General features: G+C 72.9%; 25 protein-coding genes. 10 read left to right on the forward strand and 15 right to left on the reverse strand.

Annotated features, from left to right (window positions below):
• Positions 1-2 precede the first annotated feature (2 nt).
• From PV796_RS33560 to PV796_RS33585, 6 genes are all read right to left on the reverse strand, one after another.
• On the reverse strand, positions 3-605 hold the full coding sequence (locus PV796_RS33560) for a carbonic anhydrase (RefSeq protein ID WP_274917471.1): 603 nt from the start codon (positions 603-605) through the stop codon (positions 3-5).
• Positions 606-705: 100 nt separating this feature from the next.
• Entirely contained in the window at positions 706-1,116 is a 411-nt protein-coding gene (locus PV796_RS33565) for a hypothetical protein (RefSeq protein WP_274917472.1), read from the reverse strand.
• 263 nt (positions 1,117-1,379) lie between these two features.
• Complete coding sequence (locus PV796_RS33570; RefSeq protein WP_274917474.1) at positions 1,380-2,603, reverse strand: MFS transporter; 1,224 nt, start codon at positions 2,601-2,603, stop codon at positions 1,380-1,382.
• The gene (locus tag PV796_RS33575) at positions 2,600-3,139 is read right to left on the reverse strand and encodes a hypothetical protein (RefSeq protein WP_274917476.1); all 540 of its coding nucleotides are present in this window, start codon (positions 3,137-3,139) and stop codon (positions 2,600-2,602) included. The genes PV796_RS33570 and PV796_RS33575 overlap by 4 nt, the downstream gene beginning before the upstream one ends.
• Positions 3,136-4,377, reverse strand: coding sequence for a hypothetical protein (locus tag PV796_RS33580; RefSeq protein WP_274917477.1), 1,242 nt, complete (start codon positions 4,375-4,377; stop codon positions 3,136-3,138). Before PV796_RS33580 ends, PV796_RS33575 begins: the two co-directional genes overlap by 4 nt.
• A 121-nt stretch (positions 4,378-4,498) precedes the next feature.
• On the reverse strand, positions 4,499-4,663 hold the full coding sequence (locus PV796_RS33585; protein ID WP_274917478.1) for a hypothetical protein: 165 nt from the start codon (positions 4,661-4,663) through the stop codon (positions 4,499-4,501).
• A 378-nt stretch (positions 4,664-5,041) separates the two neighbouring features.
• Here PV796_RS33585 and PV796_RS33590 point away from each other — a divergent pair, with 378 nt between their 5' ends.
• A complete protein-coding gene (locus PV796_RS33590) occupies positions 5,042-6,775 on the forward strand; it encodes an enoyl-CoA hydratase-related protein (RefSeq protein ID WP_274917479.1) in 1,734 nt (577 codons plus the stop codon).
• Positions 6,776-6,832: 57 nt separating this feature from the next.
• Here PV796_RS33590 and PV796_RS33595 read toward each other — a convergent pair whose 3' ends face one another.
• Positions 6,833-7,375: a winged helix-turn-helix domain-containing protein gene (locus PV796_RS33595; protein ID WP_274917481.1), complete on the reverse strand. Its 543-nt coding sequence runs from the start codon at positions 7,373-7,375 to the stop codon at positions 6,833-6,835.
• 599 nt (positions 7,376-7,974) lie between these two features.
• On the opposite strand from PV796_RS33595, the gene PV796_RS33600 reads away from it, so the two are divergent.
• The 4 genes from PV796_RS33600 (at position 7,975) to PV796_RS33615 (ending at position 13,032) form a co-directional block, all read left to right on the forward strand.
• A complete protein-coding gene (locus PV796_RS33600; protein ID WP_274917482.1) occupies positions 7,975-9,315 on the forward strand; it encodes an MFS transporter in 1,341 nt (446 codons plus the stop codon).
• Between the two features lie 219 nt (positions 9,316-9,534).
• Complete coding sequence (locus PV796_RS33605) at positions 9,535-10,491, forward strand: hypothetical protein (RefSeq protein ID WP_274917483.1); 957 nt, start codon at positions 9,535-9,537, stop codon at positions 10,489-10,491.
• A gap of 169 nt (positions 10,492-10,660) precedes the next feature.
• Complete coding sequence (locus tag PV796_RS33610) at positions 10,661-12,112, forward strand: amino acid permease (protein ID WP_274919342.1); 1,452 nt, start codon at positions 10,661-10,663, stop codon at positions 12,110-12,112.
• A gap of 32 nt (positions 12,113-12,144) precedes the next feature.
• Positions 12,145-13,032: a GNAT family N-acetyltransferase gene (locus PV796_RS33615; protein WP_274917485.1), complete on the forward strand. Its 888-nt coding sequence runs from the start codon at positions 12,145-12,147 to the stop codon at positions 13,030-13,032.
• A 168-nt stretch (positions 13,033-13,200) separates the two neighbouring features.
• On the opposite strand, the gene PV796_RS33620 is transcribed toward PV796_RS33615, so the two are convergent.
• The gene (locus PV796_RS33620; protein WP_274917486.1) at positions 13,201-13,368 is read right to left on the reverse strand and encodes a hypothetical protein; all 168 of its coding nucleotides are present in this window, start codon (positions 13,366-13,368) and stop codon (positions 13,201-13,203) included.
• A gap of 211 nt (positions 13,369-13,579) precedes the next feature.
• Positions 13,580-14,011: a PPOX class F420-dependent oxidoreductase gene (locus tag PV796_RS33625; protein ID WP_274917487.1), complete on the reverse strand. Its 432-nt coding sequence runs from the start codon at positions 14,009-14,011 to the stop codon at positions 13,580-13,582.
• Between the two features lie 111 nt (positions 14,012-14,122).
• On the opposite strand from PV796_RS33625, the gene PV796_RS33630 reads away from it, so the two are divergent.
• Both PV796_RS33630 and PV796_RS33635 read left to right on the forward strand, forming a co-directional pair.
• Positions 14,123-14,818, forward strand: a complete 696-nt coding sequence (locus PV796_RS33630; protein WP_274917488.1) for a nitroreductase — start codon at positions 14,123-14,125, stop codon at positions 14,816-14,818.
• Positions 14,805-15,839, forward strand: coding sequence for an alpha-hydroxy acid oxidase (locus PV796_RS33635; protein WP_274917489.1), 1,035 nt, complete (start codon positions 14,805-14,807; stop codon positions 15,837-15,839). The genes PV796_RS33630 and PV796_RS33635 overlap by 14 nt, the downstream gene beginning before the upstream one ends.
• Positions 15,840-16,019: 180 nt before the next feature.
• On the opposite strand, the gene PV796_RS33640 is transcribed toward PV796_RS33635, so the two are convergent.
• Complete coding sequence (locus PV796_RS33640; RefSeq protein WP_274917490.1) at positions 16,020-16,349, reverse strand: branched-chain amino acid transporter permease; 330 nt, start codon at positions 16,347-16,349, stop codon at positions 16,020-16,022.
• Positions 16,342-16,986 (reverse strand): AzlC family ABC transporter permease, encoded by a 645-nt coding sequence (locus tag PV796_RS33645; protein WP_342456971.1) that lies wholly within the window; start codon positions 16,984-16,986, stop codon positions 16,342-16,344. Before PV796_RS33645 ends, PV796_RS33640 begins: the two co-directional genes overlap by 8 nt.
• A 179-nt stretch (positions 16,987-17,165) precedes the next feature.
• Here PV796_RS33645 and PV796_RS33650 point away from each other — a divergent pair, with 179 nt between their 5' ends.
• Complete coding sequence (locus PV796_RS33650; RefSeq protein ID WP_274917492.1) at positions 17,166-17,624, forward strand: Lrp/AsnC family transcriptional regulator; 459 nt, start codon at positions 17,166-17,168, stop codon at positions 17,622-17,624.
• A 47-nt stretch (positions 17,625-17,671) separates the two neighbouring features.
• Here the strand turns inward: PV796_RS33650 and murJ are convergent, their stop codons facing one another.
• The 4 genes from murJ to PV796_RS33670 form a co-directional block, all read right to left on the reverse strand.
• Complete coding sequence (murJ, locus tag PV796_RS33655) at positions 17,672-19,480, reverse strand: murein biosynthesis integral membrane protein MurJ (RefSeq protein WP_274917493.1); 1,809 nt, start codon at positions 19,478-19,480, stop codon at positions 17,672-17,674.
• A gap of 440 nt (positions 19,481-19,920) precedes the next feature.
• Positions 19,921-20,427: a DinB family protein gene (locus PV796_RS33660; protein WP_274917494.1), complete on the reverse strand. Its 507-nt coding sequence runs from the start codon at positions 20,425-20,427 to the stop codon at positions 19,921-19,923.
• 95 nt (positions 20,428-20,522) lie between these two features.
• On the reverse strand, positions 20,523-20,714 hold the full coding sequence (locus tag PV796_RS33665; RefSeq protein ID WP_274917496.1) for a hypothetical protein: 192 nt from the start codon (positions 20,712-20,714) through the stop codon (positions 20,523-20,525).
• Between the two features lie 100 nt (positions 20,715-20,814).
• Positions 20,815-23,226: a SpoIIE family protein phosphatase gene (locus PV796_RS33670; protein WP_274917498.1), complete on the reverse strand. Its 2,412-nt coding sequence runs from the start codon at positions 23,224-23,226 to the stop codon at positions 20,815-20,817.
• Between the two features lie 213 nt (positions 23,227-23,439).
• Between PV796_RS33670 and PV796_RS33675 the strand changes: the two genes are divergently transcribed.
• A complete protein-coding gene (locus tag PV796_RS33675; protein WP_274917500.1) occupies positions 23,440-24,234 on the forward strand; it encodes a VOC family protein in 795 nt (264 codons plus the stop codon).
• Positions 24,235-24,452: 218 nt separating this feature from the next.
• The gene (gene tdh / locus PV796_RS33680) at positions 24,453-25,481 is read left to right on the forward strand and encodes an L-threonine 3-dehydrogenase (protein WP_274917501.1); all 1,029 of its coding nucleotides are present in this window, start codon (positions 24,453-24,455) and stop codon (positions 25,479-25,481) included.
• Positions 25,482-25,489 lie beyond the last annotated feature (8 nt).

Below are 25,489 nucleotides of genomic sequence, written 5' to 3' on the forward strand. Positions count from 1 at the left end.
CTTCACAGGGGGAGGAACGCGTCGGCGGCCGGCCGGTGCACGGACACCGAACCGGTGTGCACCTCGTAGAACCAGCCGTGCAGCCGCACGTCACGGGCGTCCAGCCGCTCCCGGACGCACGGGTAGCCGCGCAGTCGGTCGACCTGCTGGCGCACGTGGCGCTGGACGGCGGCGGTGGCGGCCGGCCCGTCGTCGGCCGGTAGTTCGTCGGGGAGTTGCTGGGTCAGCCAGTCGCGGACCGCGGGGGCGCCGGTCAGGTCCTCGCCGCGGGCCCGGGCGCCGACCGCGCCGCAGTGCGAGTGGCCGCAGACGACGACGTCGGCGACCCGCAGCACCCGCATCGCGTATTCGATGGTGGCGGCCTCCGCGCTGGCCGGCATGTTCTCGCGGTAGGCGGGCACGGCGTTGCCGGCCGTGCGGAGTTCGAAGAGTTCGCCGGGCCGGGACCCGGTGATCAGGGACGGGATGACCCGGGAGTCGGAGCAGGTGATGAACAGGGCGAGGGGGGATTGGCCGGCCGCGAGCCGGCCGTAGGTCTCCTGTTCTTCGCGGTGTGCGGCAATACGGGCCGTCAGGCCCCGGGCGTGCTGGATGAAGGTCTCCACGAGGAGGTCTCCTGCTGAGGGTGAAGCCACCGTGGGGATGGCATGGATGTGGCAGGGAGAGGGGTGGGGCGCGGCGCGGGGCCGGCCGCCACGGGACCGCTCAGCAGCGGAAGACGCAGTGCATCAGGGGGAGTTGGGTGGGTCTCGCGGCTCTCGGGGCATCGGCGGCGGTGGACCGCGCCGGGGGCGCACCCTCGCCGGCGGCGCCGCTCCGGCACGGCGGCAGTGGCCGCCGGGTGGCCGGCACCCCCTCCGCGGCCGGGGGCATCCGCCGGGGGCGGCTGCGCTCGGTCTCGCGCTGGGAGTGCTTCTCCTCCTCGGAGTTGGAGTTGGCCGCCGCTGCGCTGCTCGACCCGGGCGCCGCGGTGGCCGGCGGCGCGGAGCGGGCCGCGTACGCCGGTGCCGCCGCGCCCAGCAGGAACGTCAGGACGACGACGAGCGCGGTCAGCGGCAGTCGGCACGGGGCGGGTATCCGGGGGCGTATGCCCGGCTTCCCGGTGTCCTTCCGCATCGTCGTCCTCCGCTTCGCCCCAAGTCCTCGGGGCCGTCCGGTCGTTCGGCAGGGGGCGGGCCGCCGCGCGGCGGTGGCGCGGTCGGCCGTGGGCAGGCACGGCCCTGGTCGTCGGGGCGCGGTTCCGGTCGTGAGCGCGGAGCGTCGATCGCGTCCTCGGGGAACCGCACTCTCATAGTGCACCATCCAGGTTTCCGGCATGAAAACGCTAAATGACGCCAGTTGCGGCATGTTGCGGTCCATTTCAGGACTAGCCATCCGTCTCAGGGGCATCGGGTGCCGCCGTCGTCCCGCGCGGCCAGTACGGCCACCGGGACCACCGCGAGCGCCAACGCCCCACAGGTCAGGGCCAGTACGGGGAAGCCGCCGGCGGCCAGTACCGGTCCGGACGCGACCCCGCCGGTCGCGCCGGCCAGCGCGATCCCGACGTCGACCAGCCCCTGGGTCGCCGCGCGGCGGGCCGGCGGCAGCGCGTCGGTGACCAGGGCGGTGCCGCTGACCAGCCCGAAGTTCCAGCCGAGGCCCAGCAGCACCAGTGCCACGGCGAGCGCGGGCACCGAGTGCGGCGGGGCGAGGGTGGCGAGCAGCCCGGCGCCGAGCAGCGTCACCCCGGACGCCGCGGCCACCCGGTGCGGCCCGATCCGGTCGACCAACGCCCCGGTGAGCGGCGAGGGCAGGAACATCGCCCCGACGTGCAGGGCGATCACCAGACCGGCCGCCTGGGTGCCGTGGCCGTGCGCCCGCAGGTGCACCGGCGTCATGGTCATCAGCGCGATCATCACCAGTTGGGTGAGGACCATGACGGCGGCGCCGGCCGCCAGGGCGCGGCGCCGCACCCGCCCGGGGCCGTCCGGCGCCGGTGCGTTCGTCCCGCTCCGCTCCGGTTCCCCCGCCGCGGGTGGCGGTGCGGGCCGCCACCGGACGGCCAGGACGGCGGCGGCCGCCCCGAAGGCCGCGGCGGCCAGCAGGAACGGGCCGGCGAGCCGGGGCACGCCCCAGGTCACGGCCAAGTCCCCGGTCACCGTCACCAAGTTGGGGCCGGCCACCGCGCCGAGCGTGGTGGCGACGAGCACGGTGCTCACCGCGCGCCCGCGCCGCTCCGGCGGGACCAGCTCGGCGCCCGCGTAACGGGCCATCAGGTTCGTCGCGGTGCCCGCCCCGTAGACCAGCAGCGACGGGAACAGCAGCAGGGCGCTGTGCAGCGCCGCGGCGGCCACCACCCCCAGACTGCCGAGCGCGCCGGCCCCGTACCCGAGCGCGAGTCCGAGGCGGCGGCCCCGGAGTTGGGAGAGCCGGCCGATGGCCGCGGCGCCCAGTGCGGCGCCGCCGGTGAACAGGGCGCTGGGCACCCCGGCCAGCCCGGTCGAGCCCAGCAGGTCCTCGGCGAGCAGCGCGCCGACCGTGATCCCGGCCGCCAGGCCGGCCCCGCTGAGCACCTGCGCGCACACCAGGACGGTCAGCGGCCGCCGCGGCGCGGCGACGCTCATGCGGCCCGCGGCTCCAGCGCCGCGATCTCCGCCAGGGACCACCCCAGTCGCCGGTGCAGGAAGCGGACGATGGTCCAGTGCGGCAGGGCGCCCTCGTCGAACGGGCCGAACTCCCGGCAGTACAAGGGGATCCAGCGCAGCGCCTCGTCGAGCGCCCGCTCGCGCCCCGGCTCCTGTTGGTACTCCTCGTAGCCGATGCTGCGGTGCTCGATGAAGTACCGGCCGGGCAGCCGCTGCTCGCACAGCGCGCGGTACTCCCGGGTCTGGAGGATGAGGTAGTGCCAGATCTCGTCGATGTCCTGCTCGACGGGGAGGAACAGCCCGCCGAGCCGGTCGCGGTGGCGCGAGACGAGGTAGAGGTAGCGCAGGCACTCGGTGAGCTGGCGCGCCACGTACTCCTCGGACTCCCCGGTCAGGGCCGTGAAGTGGGCCAGGACCTCGTCGTGCAGCGGCCGGCCGAGGAGGTCCCGCAGCTCCTCGGCGGAGACCGGCGGGGGTGCGGCCGACGCGGTGGGCGCGGTGGTCCGGTGGGTCATGCCTCTCCTCTCGCGAGCCAGGAGTACTTCCCGGACCGGCCGATGGGGATGTGCGGGCGGTGGTCGAGCCGGCAGTGCCGGCCGGTGAGTTCGCCGACGGCGCGCTCCAACGCGGTGGACTCCGAGGCCTTCAGGGGCGCGCCGTTGAAGGTGGTGTACGCCAGGCGCGCCTCGGCGGTGCCCTCCAGGCGCAGTTGGTGGACGAAGACCTGCGCGGTCGCCCCGGCGACGCAGCGGTCCAGGTCGCCCTGGGCCACCGGGCCGTGCCGGGTGGGCAGCAACTCCTTCTCCCGGCCGCAGAATTGGGCGATCCGCTGCGGGTCGGGGGTGCCGTCCGTGGTCCGTACGCAGTCGCCGGAGCGGTACCGGATCAGCGGCATGTAGGGGTTGCGGACGCTGGAGACGATGAGGTGGTACAGGGTGCTGCCGGGCGCGACGGGGTGCAGTTCGACGCTCATCTTGTCCAGGTGCGGGCGGTAGTTGCCGCGCCGGTCGCTGGAGTAGAGGTAGCCGAGCTCGGTGCTGCCGAAGAGGTCGATGATCGGGCAGGCGAAGTGCTGGTGGAGGAACCGCCGCACGTTCACCGGGGTGTACTCGTAGGCGTGGATGATGCTGGCGGGCGGCGGGAAGTCGTCCCACAGACCCCACTCGCCGACCTTCCGCACCAGATGGGCGAGGTGGTAGCCGGAGCAGTCGAGGTGGTACCAGCCCTGGGGATGGGCCTCTTGGGCGGTGCGGATCTCGTCGAGCATGCGGACGGTGTCGTCGCGGCTCCACAGTGCCGGGTCGAGCCGCAGGTTGAGGTAACCGGTGCGGTCGTCCAGCCGGCGGTCCTCGGGGCCGGGCACGGGGTCGGGGACGGCGCCGCGCTTGGCGGCGTTGACCCGCGCGACGTGCTCGGTCGCCAGGACGGTGGTCAACGAGACCCGGTGGCACCCCGCTTCCCAGGTGGCGGCGAGGTCGGGGTGCTCGCTCCACAACCGGTAGTAGGAGTGCAGCAGGAAGTACGGGGGCCGGATGAGCTGCATGCGGGCGTGGTTGGTGCCCGTGGAGAGCACGAACTCGGCCTCGCCGGACTCCAGCGCGGCGGCCAGCCGGGGAGTCATCCAGTTGTCCGGGAAGCCGCGGGCGATCTGCGGTTTGTCGAGCACCGGGAAATGGCCCTTCGCCAGTGCCTCGCGGTAGATCGGGATGTCGCGGATCTGCTCGATGACCTCGGCGGTCGGCTGGCCTTCCATGGGATACCTCGGGTCTGTACGGGCGGGGGTGCGCCCCGTTGCGTGGGTGGTGCGGTGCCCGCGGCGGGCCGGTGGCGGGAAGTTGGACCGTCGGCGGCCCGCCGGGGCCGTCAGCCGGACGTCAGGAGATGCAGCCGCTCTTGGGCGCGGCGCTGATGCAGCCCGCCTTGGGGGCGGCGCTGATGCAGCCGTGCTTCGCCGTCCGCGGGTCCTGCCCGGCGGAGTTGGCGGCCACCCAGCTCTGCCAGACGTCGTCCTGGGCCATCTTCTTGATGAGCTGCTCCATGGGACCTCCAAAGGTGTGGGAAGAGGGGAGCGCGGCGCCTCGCGGTCCGTGATGACCTGCGCCGATGCCGGCACTTCGAAAGTAAAAGAATTGCCAAGTGGCTGTCAATGAAAGGCAATGTGAAGCCGCGCGGAACAAGGGGCGGTGCGCCAACTTTGGCGAGATTCCGCCGGAATGGCCGGTCCCCGAACTTCTGACGTGTAGTCAACTAACGTGACACTGCCGCCGCGGAACGCCGCCCGTCCTCCCTCGTCCACCGCCTGGCGGCCCCGGCCCGGATGCGATCGGGTGACCTGCCCAGCGGGTCCGCCGCCCACCCGCGGCGCGCGCGGAACGATCGCCACGTCCACCGGTTCCAGCCACCTCAGGGAGCCCGCTGTGCGCATCCTGCTCCTCGCCGGCGCCTTCAACAGCCTGACCCAGCGCGTCCACGCCGAACTCGCCGACCGCGGCCACCACCTCGGCGTCGAACTGGTCACCCGCGACACCCCGTTGGCCGCGCTGGTGCCCCGACACGCCCCGGACCTGATCGTCGCGCCGATGCTCACCACCGCCGTCCCCCGGGAGGTCTGGTCCGCCCGGCCCTGCCTGATCGTCCACCCCGGCCCGCTCGGCGACCGCGGCCCCTCCTCGGTGGACTGGGCGGTCCACCTGGGCGCGGACCGCTGGGGCGTCACCGTCCTCCAGGCCAACGACGAGTGGGACGGCGGCGATGTCTGGGCGACCGCCGAGTGCCCGGTCCCCGAGGTCGGCAAGAGCGACCTGTACCGCAACGAGATCGCCGACGCCGCCCTCGCGGCGCTGCTGACCGCCGTCGACCGCTTCGCCGCCGGCACCCACCGCCCACAGCCGCAGCACACCCTGCCCGCAGCGCGCCTCCTCGGCCGCCCCCGCCCGCGGCTCCGTCAGGACGACCGCCGCATCGACTGGGCCGCCGACCCCACCGCGTCCGTCCTGCGCACCCTGCGCGCCGCCGACTCCCGCCCCGGCGTCCGGGACCAACTCCTCGGCGGCACCTGGTTCCTGCACGGTGGCCACCGGGAGTCCACCCTCACCGGGCGCCCCGGCGAACTGCTCGCCACCCGCCACGGCGCGCTCTGCCGGGCGACCGTCGACGGCGCGGTCTGGATCCCCGAGCTCCGCCCGGCGCGCGCCCCCGGTGAACCCGCCCCCATCAAGCTGCCCGCCACCCTGGCGCTCGGCGACCGACTCCCCCCACTGCCCGAGATCCCGGCCCCGTTGGAGCCCGACGACGCCCACCGCACCTGGGCCGACATCCGCTACCACGAGGACGGGCCGGCCGGATTCCTCCGCTTCTCCTTCCCCGGCGGCGCGTTGAGCACCGACCAGTGCCGCCGGCTGCTCGCCGCCTACGAGTACGCCCGCACCCGCCCCACCTCCGTCCTGGTCCTCGGCGGGCAGCGGGACTTCTTCGCCAACGGCATCCACCTCAACGTCATCGAGGCCGCCGCCGACCCCGCCGCGGAGTCCTGGGCCAACATCAACGCCATCGACGACCTCGTCCACGCCGTACTGACCACCACCGACCGGCTGGTGGTCGCCGCGCTCGGCGGCAACGCGGCGGCCGGCGGGGCGATGCTCGCGCTCGCCGCCGACGAGGTCTGGAGCCGCGCCGCCGCGGTCCTCAACCCGCACTACCGGCTGATGGGCCTCCACGGTTCGGAATACTGGACGTACACCCTGCCCCGCCGGGTCGGCCCGGAGACCGCCGACTACCTGATGCACCGCGCGCTGCCGATCACCGCGGCCCGCGCCCAACGGCTCGGCCTGGTCGACCGGGTCGTCGACTGCCCCGCGGGGGAGTTCGGCGACCGCGTCGGTCGGCTCGCCCGCCGGTTGGCCGCCTCGCCCGGCGTCCAGTCCCGGATCGCCGCGAAGAAGGACCGCCGGGAGCGCGACGAGGCAGCGCGGCCGCTCGCCGCTTACCGGGACGACGAACTCGCCCGTATGCACCGCACCTTCTTCGATCCGGACGCCCCCTACCACGCGCTGCGCCGCGCCTTCGTCCGCAAGGAGCCGTCGGCCGGCACCCCGGAGCACCTCAACGCCCCCGCAGCGCGGGTCGGCTGCACGGCGGGCACCACCGGCTGAGCGGGCCGGCGGCCGCCCGTGCGCCGGCCCCGGCCCGTCCCGCCCGCGCGCCCGGCCTCAGGCGGTGGGCAGGTACTTGTACCCGACGCCGAAGACGGTGCTGATCAACTTCCGGCGGCCCGGGCCCAGTCGGCGCCGAAGACGGGCGATGTGCACGTCCACCGTGCGCGCGCTGGAGCGGCAGTCGGGCCAGACCGCGACCATCAACTGCTGTCGGGTGAAGGCGCGCCGCGGGTGCAGTACCAGGTGGGCCAGCAGGTCGAACTCCAGCCGGGGGACGTCGAGCTGTCGCCCGTCGATGGCGACCGTGCGGGCCGCGGTGTCGATCTCGATCGGTTCCGCCGCGGCCTCCCCGACCGGTTGTTGCGGCTCGGTGGGCATCACGGACGGGTCGGTGCAGGACGGGGCGAGGATGATGTGCACCTTGTCGGAGGCCAATCGGCGCACCGATACGGGCTCCAGGTCGTGCAGGGTGAGTTGCCACTTGCCATCGGGGAGCCGGTCGACCGCCAGGGGTGGTCCTCCGCCGGAGGCGGCCTTTGCCGGCCGGCCGTAATCGGCATCCGGGCGCAACGCAAGGGGGGTCGTCGACGCGTTCATAAACATGATCTGGGCCCATTCCTCTTGCAAAGCAGGCGTGTTCGGACAGACATGGCGGTGCTCGACGTGCGACCCACGGTTCTTGCTGCAACCGCGGTCGCTGCGCGGTCCGGTGTGCGGAGCGGGGGCCGACGCCCCGGCACTCGTGATGCGGGTGCGCTCGGCGGGGCGATCGCCCTCCCCTCCCTGTTGGGGAGTGCGTTCGCGCCCGTGCCCGTGCTCAGCGGTGACGAGAAGAACCGTCACTGCACCGGTGCGAACGAACGCTACATGTGATCGCGCGCTTCCGGATAGTAGCTTCCGCTAATGACGGGCGTTCTTGAGCCGATTTCATCTTTTGCACTTCCGGCTTGCCGTCGGGTCGATTCGAGGCGGCCGGCGGCCCGGAGTCCCGCGCCGCCGGCGGTCGGGAATCGGCTCCCCGGCCTCGATTTCCTTACAACCTCCTTATGGATTCCGGGAGTCTCCCGTAAGGGTTCTGTCGCACAAGACCTTTACCGCAGGGTGAGGCCATGGACGCGCACACGGCCGGCCGGCCGCCCCGTACCCTCCCCCCGCCCGACAACTCCCCACCGGGACGCGGAAGATGGCTGCCTCTGGTGGCCGCCTGCCTGGGGACCTTCCTGCTGCTGGTCTACGCGACGGCCGTGACGGTGGCGCTGCCGCGGATGGCCGGCGCGCGGCACGCCGGCTTCGGCGCCCTGCAATGGATCACCGACGTCTACACCCTCGCCCTGGCCGGGCTGTTGCTGGGCATGGGCTCGCTCGGTGACGTCCTGGGCCGCAAGCGCCTGTACGTCCTGGGCCTGACCGTCTTCACCGCCGCCACCCTGGCCTGTGCACTGGCCGGAAACGTCCGCCTGCTGATCGCCGCGCGTGCGGTGCAGGGCATTGCGGGCGCCGCGATGTTCGCCACCCTCGTTCCACTGATCGGCCTGGCCTACACCGGACGGGACCGGGCCCGTGCGTTCGCCGTCTGGGGCGCGGTCGCCGGCGCCGCCGCCGGCATCGGCAACGTCGCCGGCGGCATGCTCACCCAACTGCTCTCCTGGCAGTGGATCTTCTACGGTGCGCTGCCGGTCTGCGCGGTGGCGCTCTGGCTGGCCACCAAGGTGCCGGCCGACCACGCCCGCACCGCCGCCCGGATCGACTGGCCGGGTATCGCCACCTTCAGCCTCGCCGCGACCGGCATCACCTTCGGCTTCATCCGGGGTGGCGAGGCCGGTTGGGGCGCCGGCTCGACCCTGGCGGGCTTCGGGCTCGGTGCGGCGCTGCTGTTCGCCTTCGCCCTCGTGGAACGCGCCGCGGAGCGCCCGATGGTGCCGCTCGGCCTCTTCCGCGCCCCGGCCTTCAACGGGCTGCTGCTCGCCTCCGGCGCCTACTACCTGGGTGGGTTCGCCTTCCTGCCGGTGCTCTCCCTCTGGCTCCAAAACGGCGTCGGGCTCAGCTCGTTCGCCACCTCGCTGGTCATCACCGCCCAGCCGGTGGCCTTCTTCGCGACCTCCGCGCTGGCCGGTGGGGCGCTGCACCGGATGCCCGCCCGGTGGAGCGTCGGCGGCGGCACCCTCCTGGTGGCCGCCGGTGACCTGCTGCTCCTCCTGGTCCAACCGGGCTCGTCCTGGCCGGTGTTGCTGCCCGGCCTGATCGTCACCGGCATCGGCGCCGGGCTGGTCTCGCCGGTCCTGCCGGCGCTGGCGATGGCCTCGGCGGATCCGGCCCACAGCGGGGTCGCCAGCGCGGCCTCCAACAGCGCCCGTCAGCTCGGACTGGCCCTGGGCATCGCCCTGTTGGGCACCGTCTTCCACCGCTCCGTACCCGGCACCGGCGCCGGCGCGTCGCCCGGGGCGTATGCGGCGGGGCTGGGCGCGGTGTTCCTGGTGGCGGGGGCGGTCGCGGCGCTCGGGGGTGTGGTGGCGTGGCTGGTGTGCCAGAAGGAGTGAATATGCCGGTCAAAAGCTCCGGCCCGTTGGTATGCGATTCAATCTCCTCCCGGCGAAAAGGTGCGGAACCAGATATTCCAGACGACTGTTTTCGAAAAGAGGAGGAAATGAGTAGGGTGTGGGCCGCCACCGACTGACCAACGGCGGCGGTCCAGCCGAATTCGGCATGGACGGAATGCGCGGGCGCCGCAAGCCTCCCGCGCACACCGGGAGGGGAACATGCCGGCCGGCTCATTCGAGGGGCAGTACGTATGGAGTCCAGCAGCAGATGACCGGGCGCTGGCGCAGGCGTGTATGGATGTCCGGGCCGGGCGCTACTTCAGCGCCCACGAGGTGTTGCGGGAGACCCGCGGGGATTTCGAGCTGCGGGCCCACCGCTCGCTCGTCCTCGCCTCCGAAGCCGCCGGCTCCGACCTGGCCGAACGCTGGCTGGCCGAAGAACCGGGCCCGGAGGCGGCCCTGTTGTGGGCCCGGGTGGCGATGCTGCGGACGCTGCGGATGGCCGACGCCGGCGACCGGCGGGCCGGCGCCCTGGACCGGATAGCGCGCACCGCCTGCGAACGGGCCGCGAAACTGGCGCCCGAGGACCCCACCCCCTGGGTCGCCCAGCTCGCCCTGGCCAGACTCGACCGCCCCCAGGACCCCGCTCCGCAGGGGCTGTTGACCTCGCCCGCCGGACCCTGGTACCTCTTCGCGCACATCCTCCGGCTCGACCCGTGGCACCGGGAGGCACACCACCGCTTCCTGTCCTTCTTCTTCACCCGCCACGGCGGCTCGTCCAGCGCGAGTTGGGACGTCGCCGCCTTCCTGAGCCAGCGCGCGGCGGCCGCCTCGCCGCTCCGACTGCTGCCCCTGGTGGCGCTCGTCGAGGACTACAACCCCGCCGCGCTGTTGGCCGGCCGCACCTGGGAGCAGCCGCAGTGGATCACCGCCGCGACCGGCATCCACCGCAACTGGTTCCCGACCGTGGCCGGTTACCGCTTCACCCCGGTCGTGGATCTGGCCTATCTCGCCCATGCGCTTTTCATGGCGAAACACGAATTCGAGGCCCGCGAGGTCCTCACCGCCATGGGCCCCTATGCGTCCCGGATGCCCTGGAGCGCCTTCGGTGATCCCGAGGAGCAATTGACCAGGGCTCGAAGGGCGTGCGGACTCCCCGTTCCGCACGATCCGTGATGCGCCGAATAATTTCCCCCACACCTCACCGAACCGTTGACTCCCCACCAACAGAAAGGTTTCGGTAGTGCCCGAGCGTACGTCCTCCCCGCCCCGCGCCACAAACCGCTCGAAAAACCTCCCCGGCGTGGACCCCGCCGCCCTCGATGATGACGCGACCCTGCACGCCATGGGCTATCCGCGGAAACTCACCCGAAGATTCCGAGCCTTTGACAACTTCGCCATTTCCTTCACCATCATCAACATCATCTCCGGCATCTTCTCGTCCTTCGGTTTCGGGCTGAACGCCGGCGGCCCCCGCATCCTGATCTTCGGCTGGATCGGGGTCTCCGTCATGGTGCTGTTCGTCGGCGCCGCCATGGGCGAGATCGCCTCCGCGTACCCGACCAGCGGTGCGCTGTACTTCTCGGCGGGCAAGCTGGCCAAGCGCCACCAGGGCGCCTGGTCCTGGTACACCGGCTGGCTCAACTTCGTCGGCCAGGTCGGCGGCACCGCCGCCACCAACTTCGCCGCCGCCACCTTCATCCAGGCGTTCCTCGCCATGCAATGGCCCGCCTATCAGCCCACCGCTCCCCAGACGGTCGGCATCACCGCGGCCATTTTGCTGGTGCAGGCCCTCGCGAACACCTACACCGTGCGGCTGGTCGCGCTGGTCAACCGCATTTCCGTGTGGTGGCTGTTGATCGGCATGGTGGTCATCGTCGCCGCGCTCGCGTTCATTCCCGCGCAGCACCAAGCGCCGTCGTTCGCCACCCACTTCGCCAACAACACCGGCTTCACCAACGCCATTTACGGCGGAATGCTCGGACTGCTCGTCACCAGTTGGACGTTCACCGGCTTCGACGGCAGTTTCCACATGTCCGAAGAAACGGTGAAGGCGACGGTCAATGCCCCGCGCGGCATCATGCGGGCGATCGGTTACTCCGCGCTCGCCGGTCTGATCCTGATGCTCGCTCTGGTGTACGCCATCCGCGACTACGACCACGCCGCGCAGGCGGACGCCCCGCCGGTGCAGATCCTCATCGACGCGCTCGGCGTGCACACCGCCAAGTTCCTGCTGCTGATCGTCATCGGCGCCATGCTCTTCTGCGGGCTCGCCAACATGACCAGCAACACCCGGCAGATCTTCGCCTTCTCCCGCGACGGCGCGATGCCCGGCTCCCGTTGGTGGCACTCGGTCTCCGACCGCACCCGGACCCCCGTCAAGGCCGTGTGGCTCGCCGCCGTCTGCTCGCTGATCCTGGTCATCCCCGGCTGGTGGTCGCACACCGCCTTCACCGCCGTCGTCAGCGTCAACGTCGTCGGCCTCTTCCTCTCCTACGGCGTGCCCATCTTCCTCCGGCTCCGGCTCGACGACTTCCAGACCGGCCCGTGGAACCTCGGCCGCTACGGCAAGCCGATCGCCGCGATCGCCGTGCTCTGGATCGTCGTCAGCAACGTCCTGTTCATGCTGCCGCAGCAGTACCCGGTCACCCCGGAGTCCTTCAACTACGCGCCGATCGCGCTCGCGGCGGTCCTGGTGATCGCCACGGTCTGGTGGTTCGCCACCGCCCGCCGCCGCTTCCAGGGGCCGGTGAGCTACGGCAGCCCCGACGAGGTCGCGGCCATGGACCTCATCTGACCCACGCCCACGACAGAAAGGACTCGACCCCGATGCGACCGACCACCACCGCCCCGACCGGGACCGCCGCCCCGGACGGCGAACTCACCGTCACCGCCGCCCCGTTGGAGCGCTGGCACGAGGTCGTCGGCTGGACCGCCGAGGAGGGCTGGAACCCCGGCGACGACGACATCAGCAGCTTCCACGCCGCTGACCCCGCCGGCTTCTTCCTCGGCCGCCGCGGCGAGCGCACCGTCTCGGCGCTCTCCCTCGTCAACTACTCGGACGCGTACGCCTTCCTGGGCTTCTACCTCGTCGCCCCCGGCCTCCGCGGCCAGGGCCTGGGGCTGGCCACCTGGCGCGCCGCCTTCCCGCACGTCGGCGCCCGGACCGTCGGCCTGGACGCGGTCCCCGCCCAGGAGGCCACCTACCGGCGCGCGGGCTTCACCGCCGCGCATGACACCCTCCGCTACACCGGCCGCCCCACGCCCGGCGCCCGCCCCTCCCCGGACACCCACCCGGTGACCGCCGCCCACCACGACGCGATCGCCGCCTTCGACCGCCGCTGCTTCCCCGCGGACCGGCGGGAGTTCGTCACCCGCTGGTTGACCACCCCCGGCCGCACCGCCCGGGTTCACCTGCGCGACGGCGAGGTCGTCGGGTACGGCGTGCTCCGCCCGGCCCGGTCCGGCTACCGCGTCGGCCCGCTCTTCGCCGACACCCCGGCGACCGCCGAGGCCCTCTTCGACGCCCTCACCGCGCAGCTCGACCCCGCCGACGAGGTCACCCTCGACATCCCCGAACCCAACGCCGTAGCCCGCACGTTGGCCACCGACCGCGGCCTGACGCCCCGTTCGCACACCATCCGGATGTACACCGGCTCCGTCCCGCCGGTGGCCGCCGGGCGCACCTTCGGCGTGACCAGCCTCGAACTGGGCTGACCACAGCGGCCGTCCGGGCACCGGAGCGCCGCCCTGACCACCGCCCCTCCCGGGGCGTGGTGGTCAGGGCGGCATGGACGGGTTTACCGCGCAGATGCGGACGTATGAGGTGTGGCGTCGTGGATCGCCTCCCCTAGCGCGCCATCCAGGGGGCGAAAGTCTCGACCGTCAGATCGAGAGGGTCCGTGTGCGCACGGACTCCGCCCAGGTGGCGAGCAGTTGCTCGTACTGTTCCTGTTCCTCGGGCCATAACGGCCGACCGGTACGGGCGGCCATGAATTCGCGTATCGCGCGATTGGCCTCGGCGGTGGCGTCCGGGACGCAGGCAGTCGCCATGCCGCAGATCTTATGCGTTGGGATGGTCTAGGGCCATTACCGCTTTTGGATGATAGTGGCAACCTCTGCCCTTGATATCACTCTCGTGCCCACGCCGAGGCGCCGTACGCCCTCCGGCCGGCCGGGGCCCGCACGACCGCGGTGCCCCAACGGCCGTACGGCGACGGGGAGATGGCTGCCCGGCCGGCACGGAGCGGACGCGCGGCCTCCCTCAGCGCAGCGAGGCGCCGTACACGTGATCCACCGACATCGTCATCAGTACCCGCCGGTCGGAGACCATCACCGTGCGGTACTCGTCCCAGTCCGGGTGCTCCCCGCTGGCGCGGCGGTAGTACTCCACCAGCGCCTCGACCTCGGGGGCCTTCGGGTCGGCGCCCGGTCCGACGAGAGTGGCGGTGCCCTCGGCGGTGGCCCAGGCCCGGCCGTCGGGGCTGGTGACCTCCAGCGCGGCCCGCGGATCCCGGCGCAGATTGGCCGTCTTGGCCCGCCCCTCGGTCATCGACACATAGAGGACGTCGGCCGCCCGGTCGTAGAACGGCAGGACGGGGGAGAGCTGGGGGCGGCCGTCGGACTTGATCGTGGCCAGCACGCCGAGCCGGCTCTCCGCGAGCAGTGCGCGCGGGTCGAAAGGGGTAGCAGTCATGCCGTGGCAACGGGCCGCCCGGCACCGGCTATTCCCGGCCGTCTACGGTGGACGCCCCGGTGCCTTCGGGTGTCGCATGGCGAAGTGAGCTTCCGTGGGAGGTCGTTGGGCGTGGACGTCTACGAAGCGGTGGACAGCCGGCGGTCGGTGCGCGGCTTCACCGCCCGGCCCGTGCCACGGCAGGTACTGGCGCGCGTGCTGTCCGCCGCGGCCCGCACGCCGTCCGGCGCCAACCTCCAGCCGTGGCACAGCTATGTGGTGACGGGCGCCCCGCTGGCCGCGCTCAAGAAGCGCACCGCCGAGCGGGTGGCCGCGGGGGACCCCGGCGACGCGCGCGAGTACGAGATGTATCCGGCCGCGCTCAAGTCCCCTTACCAGGAACGCCGATCGGCCGCCGCCGACCAGCGGTACGGCGCGCTCGGCATCCCGCGGGACGACGCGGCGGCCCGCCGGCGGGAGGTGGCCAGGAACTGGGACTGCTTCGGCGCCCCCGCCGCGCTGTTCTGCTACATCGACCGCGACCTGGGGGCGACCCAATGGGCCGACCTCGGCATGTACCTCCAGAGCGTGATGCTGCTGCTCCGCGCCGAGGGGTTGCACAGTTGCGCGCAGGTGGCCTGGTCGGTGTACCGCAGCTCGGTTGCCGAGGTCGTCTCGCCGCCGGACGGGCTGGTCCTGTTCTGCGGACTGTCGATCGGCTACGAGGACCCGGCCGTGGGGGCCGTCCGCGTTGACCGGGCGCCCCTCGACGAGACGGTCACCTTCGTCGGGGACGAGGGGAACTGGCGCCGGCATGCGGCGCGTTGAGGAGTGGGAGCGCGAGGCGGAGTGGCGGCTGCCGGCCCCCGTGCTGGCCTACTTCCGGCAGGGCGCCGGCGCCGGTCTGTCGGCCGCGGAGGCCGCGGCGTGCTGGGACGAGCCGCGGCTGCTGCCCCGCGTCCTGCGGGACGTCAGCGCCGTCGTCACGTCAACGTCCGTCCTGGGTGCGGACGTTGACACCCCGATCCTGGTCGCCCCGACGACGCTGCAACGCCAGGCGCACCCGGAGGGCGAGGTCGCCATGGTGCACGGCACCGCCGCCGCCGGCTCGCTGACCTGCGTCACCGGCAACGCGGGCGTGCCGTTCGCCGCCCTGGCGGGCCCCGCCCCGTGGTGGGTGCAGGCGTACGTCCTCAAGGACCGGCGGCTGACGGCGGAGTTGCTGGAGCGCGCCAAGGAGGCCGGGGCGCGGGCCGTGGTGCTGACCGCGGACACCCCCGTCGTCGGGCAGAAGTTCGGCACCGGGCCGAGCGTCTGGGACACCGTTCCGCCGGAACACCTGCTGGCCAACATCGACCGCCGGGAGCTCGACGACTGGCGCTGGGACAAGGCGGCCGACCTGACGCCCGCCACCATCGACTGGCTGCGCACCACCACGGGGCTCCCGGTGGTGGTCAAGGGGGTGCTGCGGCCCGACGACGCGCGCACCTGCCTGGCCGCCGGCGCCGCCGCGATCTGGGTCTCCAACCACGGCGGGCGACAGCTGGACGGCGCCGTCCCCACCGCCCGGGCCCTGCGCCCGGTCGCCGAGGCGCTGGCCGGCAGCGGCGCCGAACTCTACGTCGACGGCGGTCTGCGCACCGGCCGGCACGCGCTCCTCGCCCTCGCGCTCGGCGCCACCGCGGTGTTCGTCGGGCGGCCGGCCCTGTGGGCGCTGACCGTCGACGGGGCGTCCGGCGTGCAACGGCTGCTCACCGACCTCACCGCGGAACTGGCCCACGCCATGGCCCTGGTGGGTGCCCCGGACCTCGCCGCCCTCACCCCCGACCTGGTCGCCGACGGCACCTGAGGGCCCGGCGGTGGACGGCACGGCGTTGACGATCACCGGAAGGTCCGGCCCCATCAACGCCAGTTGCTCCGCCGCCGCCCCGAGACCGCCCGCGCCGACCGCGTTGGGCATCCACCCGCCGCTGGTCGCGGCCATCCGCTCGTCCAGCAGTGTGCCCCGGGTGCGGCCGGGCCGTCGGGCTCAGGGTGCGAAGACCGTGCTGGCGAGGGCCACATGGACGGCGGTGCCGCCGAGGATGCTCAACAGGGCGTTGCGGCGCCAGAGATGGAGGCCGATGGTGACCGCCAGGGCCGCGAGCGGGGCGAGCGCGCGCGGTTGGGTCACCGGGAGGTCGCGCAGGGCGTAGACGACCAGGATGACCATGACGCCGGCCGGCATCCGGCTGCTGAGGTACTGCACGGTCTTGCTCGCCCGCAGCGGCGCCAGGGCGGCGAACGGCAGGGCGCGCAGGGCCCAGGTGACCGCGGCGGAGACGACCACCGCGGCGATCAGGTACGGGGTGTCAGGCATGGGCGGGCTTCCTGCGGGCGATGAGGTGTCGGACCAGGAGGCCGACGGTGAACAGGACGAAGGCGGCCGGCAGCATCTGGTCCGGGAAGGCGAGGCGGGCGGCCAGGGCGCTGAGCAGGGCGAGGGCGGGCGTGGGCAGATCGCCGCGGCGCCCGCGGATGGCGTCCAGGGCCAACACGGTGAACAGCGCGGTCAGCGAGAAGTCCAGCCCCCGGACGCCCGCGGGGATCAACGAGCCGAGCAGGGCGCCGACGGTGGCACTGCCGGCCCAGTACACGTGCAGCAGGAACTGGAGCCAGAGGATCCGGCCGCTGGGCCAGGAGCGGGCCCGCTCCGTGGTGGTCAGCGCGTACGTCTCGTCGGTGAGGGCGAAGGTGCTGTAGGTCTTCGCCAGGCGACCGCGCACCCGGTGCAGGGGGAACGACAGGGTGTAGAAGACGTGCCGGATGTTGACCAGAAAGGCGGTCAGCGCGACCGTCGCCAGAGGGGCGACGGCGGTCACCAGGCCGATGAGCAGGAACTCGAACGAGCCGGCGTAGATCAGGGTGGTGAACAGGGTCGCCCACCACCAGGCCAGCCCGGAGTGTGTGACGAGCACGCCGAAGGCGAGGCCGAGCGGCACGAGCGCCAGGCCCACGGACGCGGAGTCCTGGACGGCGGCCCGGAACGGGGCGGGCGTTGCGGGCGGGGGAGCGGGGGCTACGAGGGGATCGGTCCTGGGGGGACCGTCGACGGCGGCCGGGGGTATTGCCATGTCGCAATTTTAGATCGAATTCGATCTTATTTGGTTGCCGATAGTGGCCCTATGATCGCCCTATGGGTAAGGGAATCGACCTGGATGCCATTGATCGCGAAATTTTGTTTCTCCTTCAGCAGGACGGACGGCTGACCAACGTCGAACTGGCCAAGCGGGTCGGGCTGACGCCGCCGCCGTGCCTGCGGCGGGTCAAGCGCCTGGAGGAGGCCGGCGTCATCGCCGGCTACCGGGCCGTCATCGATCCCGCGGCGGTCGGTCGCGGCCTGGAGGTCCTGGTCGACGTCGAGGTGTACGCCACCGACCGCAAGACAGTCGAGGACTTCGAGAACACCGTGGCGTCCTACGAAGAAGTCGTCGAACTGCGCCGGTTCTTCGGCCGCCCCGACTACTTCCTGCGCGTCTCGGTCGCCGATCACGCCGCCTACGAAGAGTTCCTCACCCGCAAGCTCACCGGGCTGCGCGGCGTCCTGCGGGTGGAGTCCCATCTGACCATGAAGAAGATCAAGACGGAGGTGTGAGCGGGCTGCCCGGGCCCGGGCCCAACGGGCCGCCCGGGCCCGGGAGTTCAGCGGCCCAGACGACCGCGCACCATGGCGAGCATCGCGTCGAGCTCGGGCACCCGGAACAGGCGGGCCAGGAGCAGGAAACCGCCCAACAGCACGACGGCGCCGGCCAGTAGCGCGACCAGGGACCCCAGGGCGTCGCCGCCCACCGTGTGGCGCAGCACGGTGGCCAGGACGCCGGCGGCGAGCGCGGCCGGCGCGGCCGCGGCGCTCAGCCGGGCGTAGGTGCGCAGCACCCGGCGGCCGTCCAGCTCACCGCCGAGCCGGTTGCGCAACCGGCGCCAGGCCACGGCGATGCCCACGGCGAACCCCAACCCGTACGAGGCGGCCATGCCGGTGACCGCCCACTGTGCCGGGAGCAGGGCGGAACACAGCCAGGAGGCCACGGCGTTGACGAGGGCGACGACGACGGTGTTGGAGAAGGGCGTGCGGGTGTCCTCGTAGGCGTAGAAGCCGCGCAGCACGACGTACTGCGCGGAGTACGGGATCAGGCCGAGGCCGAACGCCATCAGCGCGTGGCCGATGCTCTGCGCGCCCTCGGTGCCGGAACTGGCGTAGAGCAGGCCGGCCATCGGGACGCCCAGGGCCAGGAAGGCGAAGGCGCACGGCACGATGGCGACGGCGGAGGTCCGCAGGCCGTAGGAGAGGTCGTCGCGGACGGCGGCGGTGTCGTCCTCCTGGGCCGCGCGGGAGATCCGCGGCAGCACCGCGGTCATCACCGACACGGTGATGATGGCCTGCGGCATCTGCCAGATCTGGTACGCGTAGGTGTACGAGGTGAAGCCGGCGCCGGTGTGGCCGGCGCGCTCGGCGGCGGCGCCCGCCTTGGTGGCGAGCTGGGTGACGACGGTCATGCCGATCTGGTTGGCGAGCACGAACAGCAGCGTCCACTTGGCCAACCCCATGGCCTTGCCCAGGCCCTGTCCGCGGAAGTCGAAGCGCGGGCGGAGCCGGACGCCGGCGTCCCGGAGATAGGGCAGCATGGCCAGCGCCTGGACGACCAGGCCGAGCAGGGTGCCCAGGCCCAGCAGTCGGACGCCTTCGGGGGTGACGGTCGACGGGCTGACGCCGGAGTCGGTGAAGCCGCCGAACGCCCAGATGAAGGTGGCGAACGTGGCGATGGTGACGACGTTGTTGAGGACCGGCGTCCACATCATCGCGCCGAACCGGCCGCGGGCGTTGAGGATCTGCCCCAGCACGACGTGGACGCCCATGAAGAACATGGTGGGCAGGCAGTACCGGGCGAAGGCGACGGTGAGCGCCATCCGCGACGGGTCGCCGGCGATGTCCGGCGACAAGGTGCGCACCAGCAGGGGAGCGCCCAGCACGCAGACCACGGTGGCGCCGGCCAGGGCCACGGCGACCAGCGTCAGCAGCCGGTTGGCGTACGCCTCGCCGCCGTCCTCGTCCCGCTTCATCGCGCGCACCAACTGCGGTACGAACACGGCGTTCAGCGCCCCGCCGCCGACCAGCACGTAGATCATCGTCGGCAGGACGTTGGCGACCTGATAGGAGTCGCTGAGCGTGCTGACGCCGATCGCGGCCGCCATGACCAGGGTGCGCAGGAAGCCGGTGATCCGGGACACGATCGTGCCGGCCGCCATCAGCGCGCTGGACTTGGCCAACCGGCCGGCGCCGCCCTTCGGTTCGGGTTCGGCCCCCGCGGGCGGCGGGGGAGCGTGCTGCTCGCCGTCGCCGGGCAGGACGGCCGACGGTGTGCGCGGGGCGGACAGGCGCAGCGGAAGCGTGTCGTCCGGCAGCGGGTCGCGGGCCCGTCCCCGCCCGTCGGGCCGTTCACTCGGCGCAGCCATGCCTGTTCCTCCTCGTCATCACAGGCCCCGGCGGCCTGCCACGGATCGAGGTGCCACGATCGCACCCCGTCCGGGGCCCTCCGTCACGGGATGCCGCGCAGGGGGACTTTTCCGTCATGATCGGCCGGAAGTCTGCCGTGCGGGGCCGGGCGCGGGCCGGGACGGGCGTGCGGGCCGCGTCCGCCATGGCGTCCGGGCCCTCCGCAGTCCGCTATGATCATGGTGCAACTCCGGTCCTACGGGCGGGAGTCGCGCGTCTGTGGTCCAAGGAAAGACGTCCACCAACCGGTGGGAGATGCAGGTGCAAGGCCGGCCGGGCGCTCAAGAGAAGGTCCCCTTCCCGAATGGGAAGGGGACCTTCGCGTTGGCTGCACCAGTGGGTGGAGTTCCCGCAACTCCCTTGCGGTCGGCGGTGGTTGGACGGTCCCCGGCCGAACGTCTCAGGGGCCGACGGACCCGTCGATGCCCTCGCGGAGGAAGTCGGCGTGGCCGTTGTGGCGCGCGTACTCGTGGATCATGTGCAGCATGATCAGGCGGAGCGAGACGTCCTCGCCCCAACGGGGTTGGTGGACGGTCACGTCGAGCGACGCGGCGGCCTCCTCGATGCGCCGGGAGTGGGCCACCTCCGCCTGCCAGGCGGCGAAGGCCGCCGCCCCGGTGCCCTCCGCATCGTCGAACGCCGCCTGGAAGTCCACCTCTTGGGACCAGACCAGCGGCACGTCCTCACCGGCCAGCGTCCGGCGGAACCAGGCCCGCTCCACCTCGGCCAGATGACGCACCAGGCCGAGCAGGGACAGCGTCGACGGCGGCATGGACCGCCGCCGCAACTGGGCGTCGGTCAGGCCCTCGGTCTTCCGCGCCAACGTGGCGCGGTGGTAGTCGAGATAGGCGCGCAGCGTCTCCCGCTCACCGGCGCACCGGGGCGGATCTCTCCGATCGATGGTCATGCGCGCAGAGGTTAGCCGCCGGCCGTTCGCCCCGTACGCCACGGCCCGGGCGCCGCCGCACCCAGGCCGTTACTGATGTCGTGGCGGAACCGCCGTTACGGCAGGTAGCGCTCGATGGCGGCCCGGCCCTTCTCCTCGATCAGGCGCTGCGCCCATGCCAGGCTCTGCGGGGTGGGCTCCCGTCCGGACGCCCTGACCAGGTCCTCCGCGTCGAAGGGCCGCTCGCTACCGGTGTACAGCTCCGACGGCCGCTGCTCGGCCGGGGTCTTCCTGCCATTGGTCGTCACAGGTCCTCCTCTGTCCGCGCCCGCCGAGTGCCGGGACCTCGCTGGTTTCCATCATGGGACCGGCCCCGGCGACCCGCACGGCGTACACCGGGTTGCCGCCTCAGCCCACCGGCCGCGGAGCCCCCGGGTAGCGCGGCGGGAACGCCTGCTCCGCCCAGATCGTCTTGCCGTACGGCGTGTAGCGCGTCCCCCAGCGCTGCACCAACTGCGCGACGATGAACAGCCCCCGTCCGCCCTCGTCGTCGAGCGCGCTGTGCCGCAGGTGCGGGGAGGTGTGACCGGTGTCGGAGACCTCCGTGACCAGCGCCAGGTCCCGCAGCAGCCGCAGGTGCACCGGGCCGGCGGCGTGCCGCACCGCATTGGTGACCAGCTCGCTGACCACCAGCTCGGTCGCGTACGACAGTTCCGTCAGGTCCCACTGCGCGAGCTGTCGGGTGGCCAGCTCCCGCGCGGTGCCGACCGCGGCGGGCTCGGCGGGCAGCTCCCAGGCGGCCACCTGCCGGGTGTCCAGCTCCCGGGTCCGCACCAGCAGCAGCGCCGCGTCGTCGGGCGCCGCACCGTCCGGCAGCAGCGCGGCCAGCGCCCGGTCACACAGGTCCGCCAGCGGCCGGCGGTGCTCCCGCAGGACGTCGCCCAGGATCGCCAGCCCGGCGTCGACGTCCCCGTTGCGGCCCTGGACCAGCCCGTTGGTGAACAGGGCCAGCAGGCTGCCCACCGGCAGCTCGGTCTGCCAGGACTCGAACGGCAGACCGCCCAGCCCCAGCGGCGGGCCGGCCGGCAGGTCCGGGAACGACACCTCGCCCGTCGGGTGCACGACCGCCGGCGGCGGATGCCCGGCCCGGGCCATCGTGCAGTGCCGGGACACCGGGTCGTACACCGCGTACAGGCAGGTCACCCCCGTGGCCACGTCGTCCGGGCCGGGCTCCGCGCCGGCTCCGGCCGCGCGCTCCTCGGGGGTCTGCCCCACCAGGTCGTCCAGCCTGCTCAGCAGCTCGTCGGGCGCCAGGTCCAGCCGCGCCAGCGCCCGCACCGTCGTCCGCAGCCGGCCCATGGTGGCCGCGGCCTGGAGGCCGTGCCCGACGACGTCCCCCACCACCAGCCCGACCCGGGTGCCGGACAGCCCGATCACGTCGAACCAGTCGCCGCCCACTCCGGCGCGGTCGTCGCTGGGCAGATACCGGTAGGCCATGTCGACCGCGGACTGCGGCGGCAGGTGCTGGGGCAGCAGATCGCGCTGGAGGGTCAGGGCCGCGGCGTGTTCGCGGGTGAACCGGCGGGCGTTGTCCATCGCCACGGCGGCCCGGATCACCAACTCGTCGGCCAGGTCGATCTCGCCGCCGTCGAAGACCGCCGGGGAGTCCGCGCGGTCGAAGGTGACCAGCCCCATCGAGGCGCCGCCGGCCCGCAGCGGCATCACCATCGTCCGCTCCGCGCGGATCATCCCGCCCGACGACAGGCTCCGGTACTGGAGGGTGCCCGGCTCGTAGGAGATCGGGTACGGCGGGCGCGGCGGCCGGTCCGGCGGGTCGCCGCAGGAGCGCGCGGCAACCCGGACCAGCTCCGGCACCCCGGACGCGCCCGGCTCCGGATCGCCGCCCGCCAGCACCGAACCCAGCAGGTCGACGGTGACCGCGGCCGCGAAGTCGGGCACCGCGACCTCGGTGATCTCCCGGGCGGTGCCGACCATGTCCAACGTGGTGCCGATCTTCCGGCCGGCCTCCACCAGGAGGTTCAACCGGCGCTGTGCCTGATAGCGGTCGGTGATGTCGAAGGAGTCCTCGCAGACCCCCAACACCCGCCCGTCCGGATCCTGCAACCGGTAGTACGAGCAGGACCAGACGTGCTCGGTGCCCGGGTCGGTGGGCTGCTCGCCGACGAAGTGCAGATCGAGGAACGGCTGCCCGGTCGCCAGCACATGACGCATCACCGAGTCCAGCGTCCTGGGATACCCCTCCGTCACGAACGTGCCCGGATACAGCTCGTCCGCCCGCTTGCCGATCAACTCCCGCAGCGGCAGCCCGATCTCCTGCCCGTACGAGGCGTTGAACCACGTCAGCCGGAGAGCGTCGTCGTAGATCGCCAGGCCCACCGGTGACTGGGTGGCCAGCCCGTGCAGCATCGCCTGCCGCGACTCCCACGCCCGCAGGTCGCCCAGCGCCGTGGCGACCAGCACCCGGGCCGGGCCGGGCGCGACGCCCGGCAGCGCATCGGCCAGCGGGCACATCGTGAGGGCGACCGGCAGCCGGTGACCGTCCGCGTGCCGCGCGGACCACGTCGCGATGGTGGCCATCCCCGTGGTCGGGCGGTCGCCCGCCGGGGGCAGGTCCGGCTCCGGGAGGAAGGTGGCGGCCGGCCGGCCGATGATCTCCTCCGGCGCGTAGCCCAGCAGTTGCCGGGCCGCCGCGCTCCAGCCGATCACCAGCCCCCGGGCATCCAGCACCGCCGTGGCCGCCCTGGTGACGTCGAGGGGCCCACGGAAGTCGGCGCTCGTCGCCGCCGTCCACGCGTTCATGGCATCAATCCAGCCCGGTTCGGTACCTCCAGGATCGAGCCCGGTCATCGGCAGCACAACCGACCCTGCCCCGGGCGGGCGACCTGCGGGGGCGGGCGGTCGCTGGCACAGTGGGGTGAGGGCGCCGAGGACCCGCCGCGATCCCCGCCGACCAGCGCGGGCTGATCCACGCTCACCCGTCGGACCGGCCCGAGCGACAGGAGGCAGATGCCGATGCCGTCCCCATGCCCGACCTCGCCGGTGCGCGGAGCGCCCTGCTGGGTCAGCCTGCTGACGCACGACCTGCGGGCCGCGGAGAGCTTCTACGGCGCGGTGTTGGGCTGGCGGTTCCGGCCGGCCACACTCGGCGAGGAGTTCGCGGTCGCGATGCTCGACGGGGAGCCGGTCGCCGGGGTCGGGGCGCTGGTGCAGAGCTTCCAGGTGCCGGTGTCCTGGACCGCGTACTTCGCGGTGGAGCGCGCCGACGACACCGCCGGCCGGATCCGCGAGCGCGGCGCCACCGTCGCGGTCGGGCCGCTCAAGCTCGGCCCCGGGCGGGCCGCGCTCGCCGCGGACCGGGACGGTGCCACCTTCGGCTTCTGGGAGGGACAGACGCTGGCCTGGTCGGTGGGCACGGGCCACGCGCCGGCGATCCTGGAGCTGCGGACCAGGGACGCGTTCGCCGCGGCCATCTTCTACGCCGAGGTCTTCGACTGGGCGACGGATCGGCCCGGCGGCTGCCAGGTGACGTACGAGCACGACGAGGTCATCGTGCACGACGGGACGCATGTGGTGGCGGTGCTGCGCGGCGGCGGGGTGGAGGCCGCCCCGGACCCGCGGGTGCGGCCGCAGTGGCATGTGCACTTCCGGGTGGACGACGTGCGGCGGGCGACCGAGGCGGCGGTGGCGGCCGGCGGGACCGTCACCCCGGTGACCGCGACCCGGGACGGGTCGGGCAGTCAGGCGATGGTGCGGGATCCGGACGGCGGGCTGTTCACGGTGACGGCACCGGGGGCGCCGCCGGGCTGAGGGCAAGTCCCTTGGGACGGGGGTGGGTTGGGCGGTCGGATGTCGACGCCCGGAACCTCGGCCGCGGGCGGGCCTGAAGGGGAGCTGAGGGCGCGGTTAAGAAAACCTCGATGGACCGGACGGGGCGTCATACGGAAGATTTCTGGCCAGAGGGCGGTGGGCCGGATCGGGCCCGGTGAGGTCGCTCCAGTCATCTCTTTCTAACGGGAGTCGTTGCGGTGAAGGCACTGGTCAAGGAGAAGGCGGAGCCGGGACTCTGGCTGGTCGACGTGCCGGAGCCGGAGATCGGCCCCGGTGATGTGCTGATCAAGGTGTTGCGGACCGGTATCTGCGGCACCGATCTGCACATCCGCGCCTGGGACGGCTGGGCGCAGCAGGCGGTCAGTGCGCCGCTGACCGTCGGCCACGAGTTCGTCGGCGAGGTCGTCGAGACCGGCCGGGACGTGGCCGAAATCAAGGCCGGCGATCTGGTCAGCGGCGAGGGCCACCTGGTCTGCGGCAGTTGTCGCAACTGCCTGGCCGGCCGCCGCCACCTGTGCCGCGCCACGGTCGGCCTGGGCGTCGGCCGGAACGGCGCGTTCGCCGAGTACGTGGCGCTGCCCGCGACCAATGTCTGGGTGCACCGGGTCCCGGTCGACCTGGACATCGCCGCGATCTTCGACCCGTTCGGCAACGCCGTGCACACCGCGCTCTCCTTCCCGCTGGTCGGCGAGGACGTGTTGATCACCGGGGCCGGGCCGATCGGCATCATGGCGGCGGCGGTCGCCCGGCACGCCGGCGCCCGCAACGTGGTGATCACCGACGTCAGCGAGCAGCGCCTGGAGCTGGCGCGCAAGGTCGGCGTGAGCCTCGCCCTCAACGTCGCCCGCGGCTCCATCGAGGACGGTCAGCGCGAACTGGGCCTGCGCGAGGGCTTCGACGTCGGCCTGGAGATGTCCGGCCGGCCCGAGGCCATGCGCGACATGATCGACAACCTGACGCACGGCGGCCGGATCGCCGTCCTCGGGCTGCCCTCCGAGGAGTTCGCCGTCGACTGGTCCCGGATCGTCACCTCGATGATCACGATCAAGGGCATCTACGGCCGGGAGATGTTCGAGACCTGGTACGCGATGTCCGTGCTGCTGGAGGGCGGCCTCGACCTCTCGCCCGTGATCACCGGCCGTTACCCCTACCAGGAGTTCGACGCCGCCTTCGCCGACGCGGCCAGCGGCCAGGGCGGCAAGGTCATCCTCGACTGGAGCGCCTGACCCTCGCT

The sequence above is a fragment of the Streptomyces sp. WZ-12 genome (assembly GCF_028898845.1).
Classification (GTDB): Bacteria; Actinomycetota; Actinomycetes; order Streptomycetales; family Streptomycetaceae; genus Streptomyces.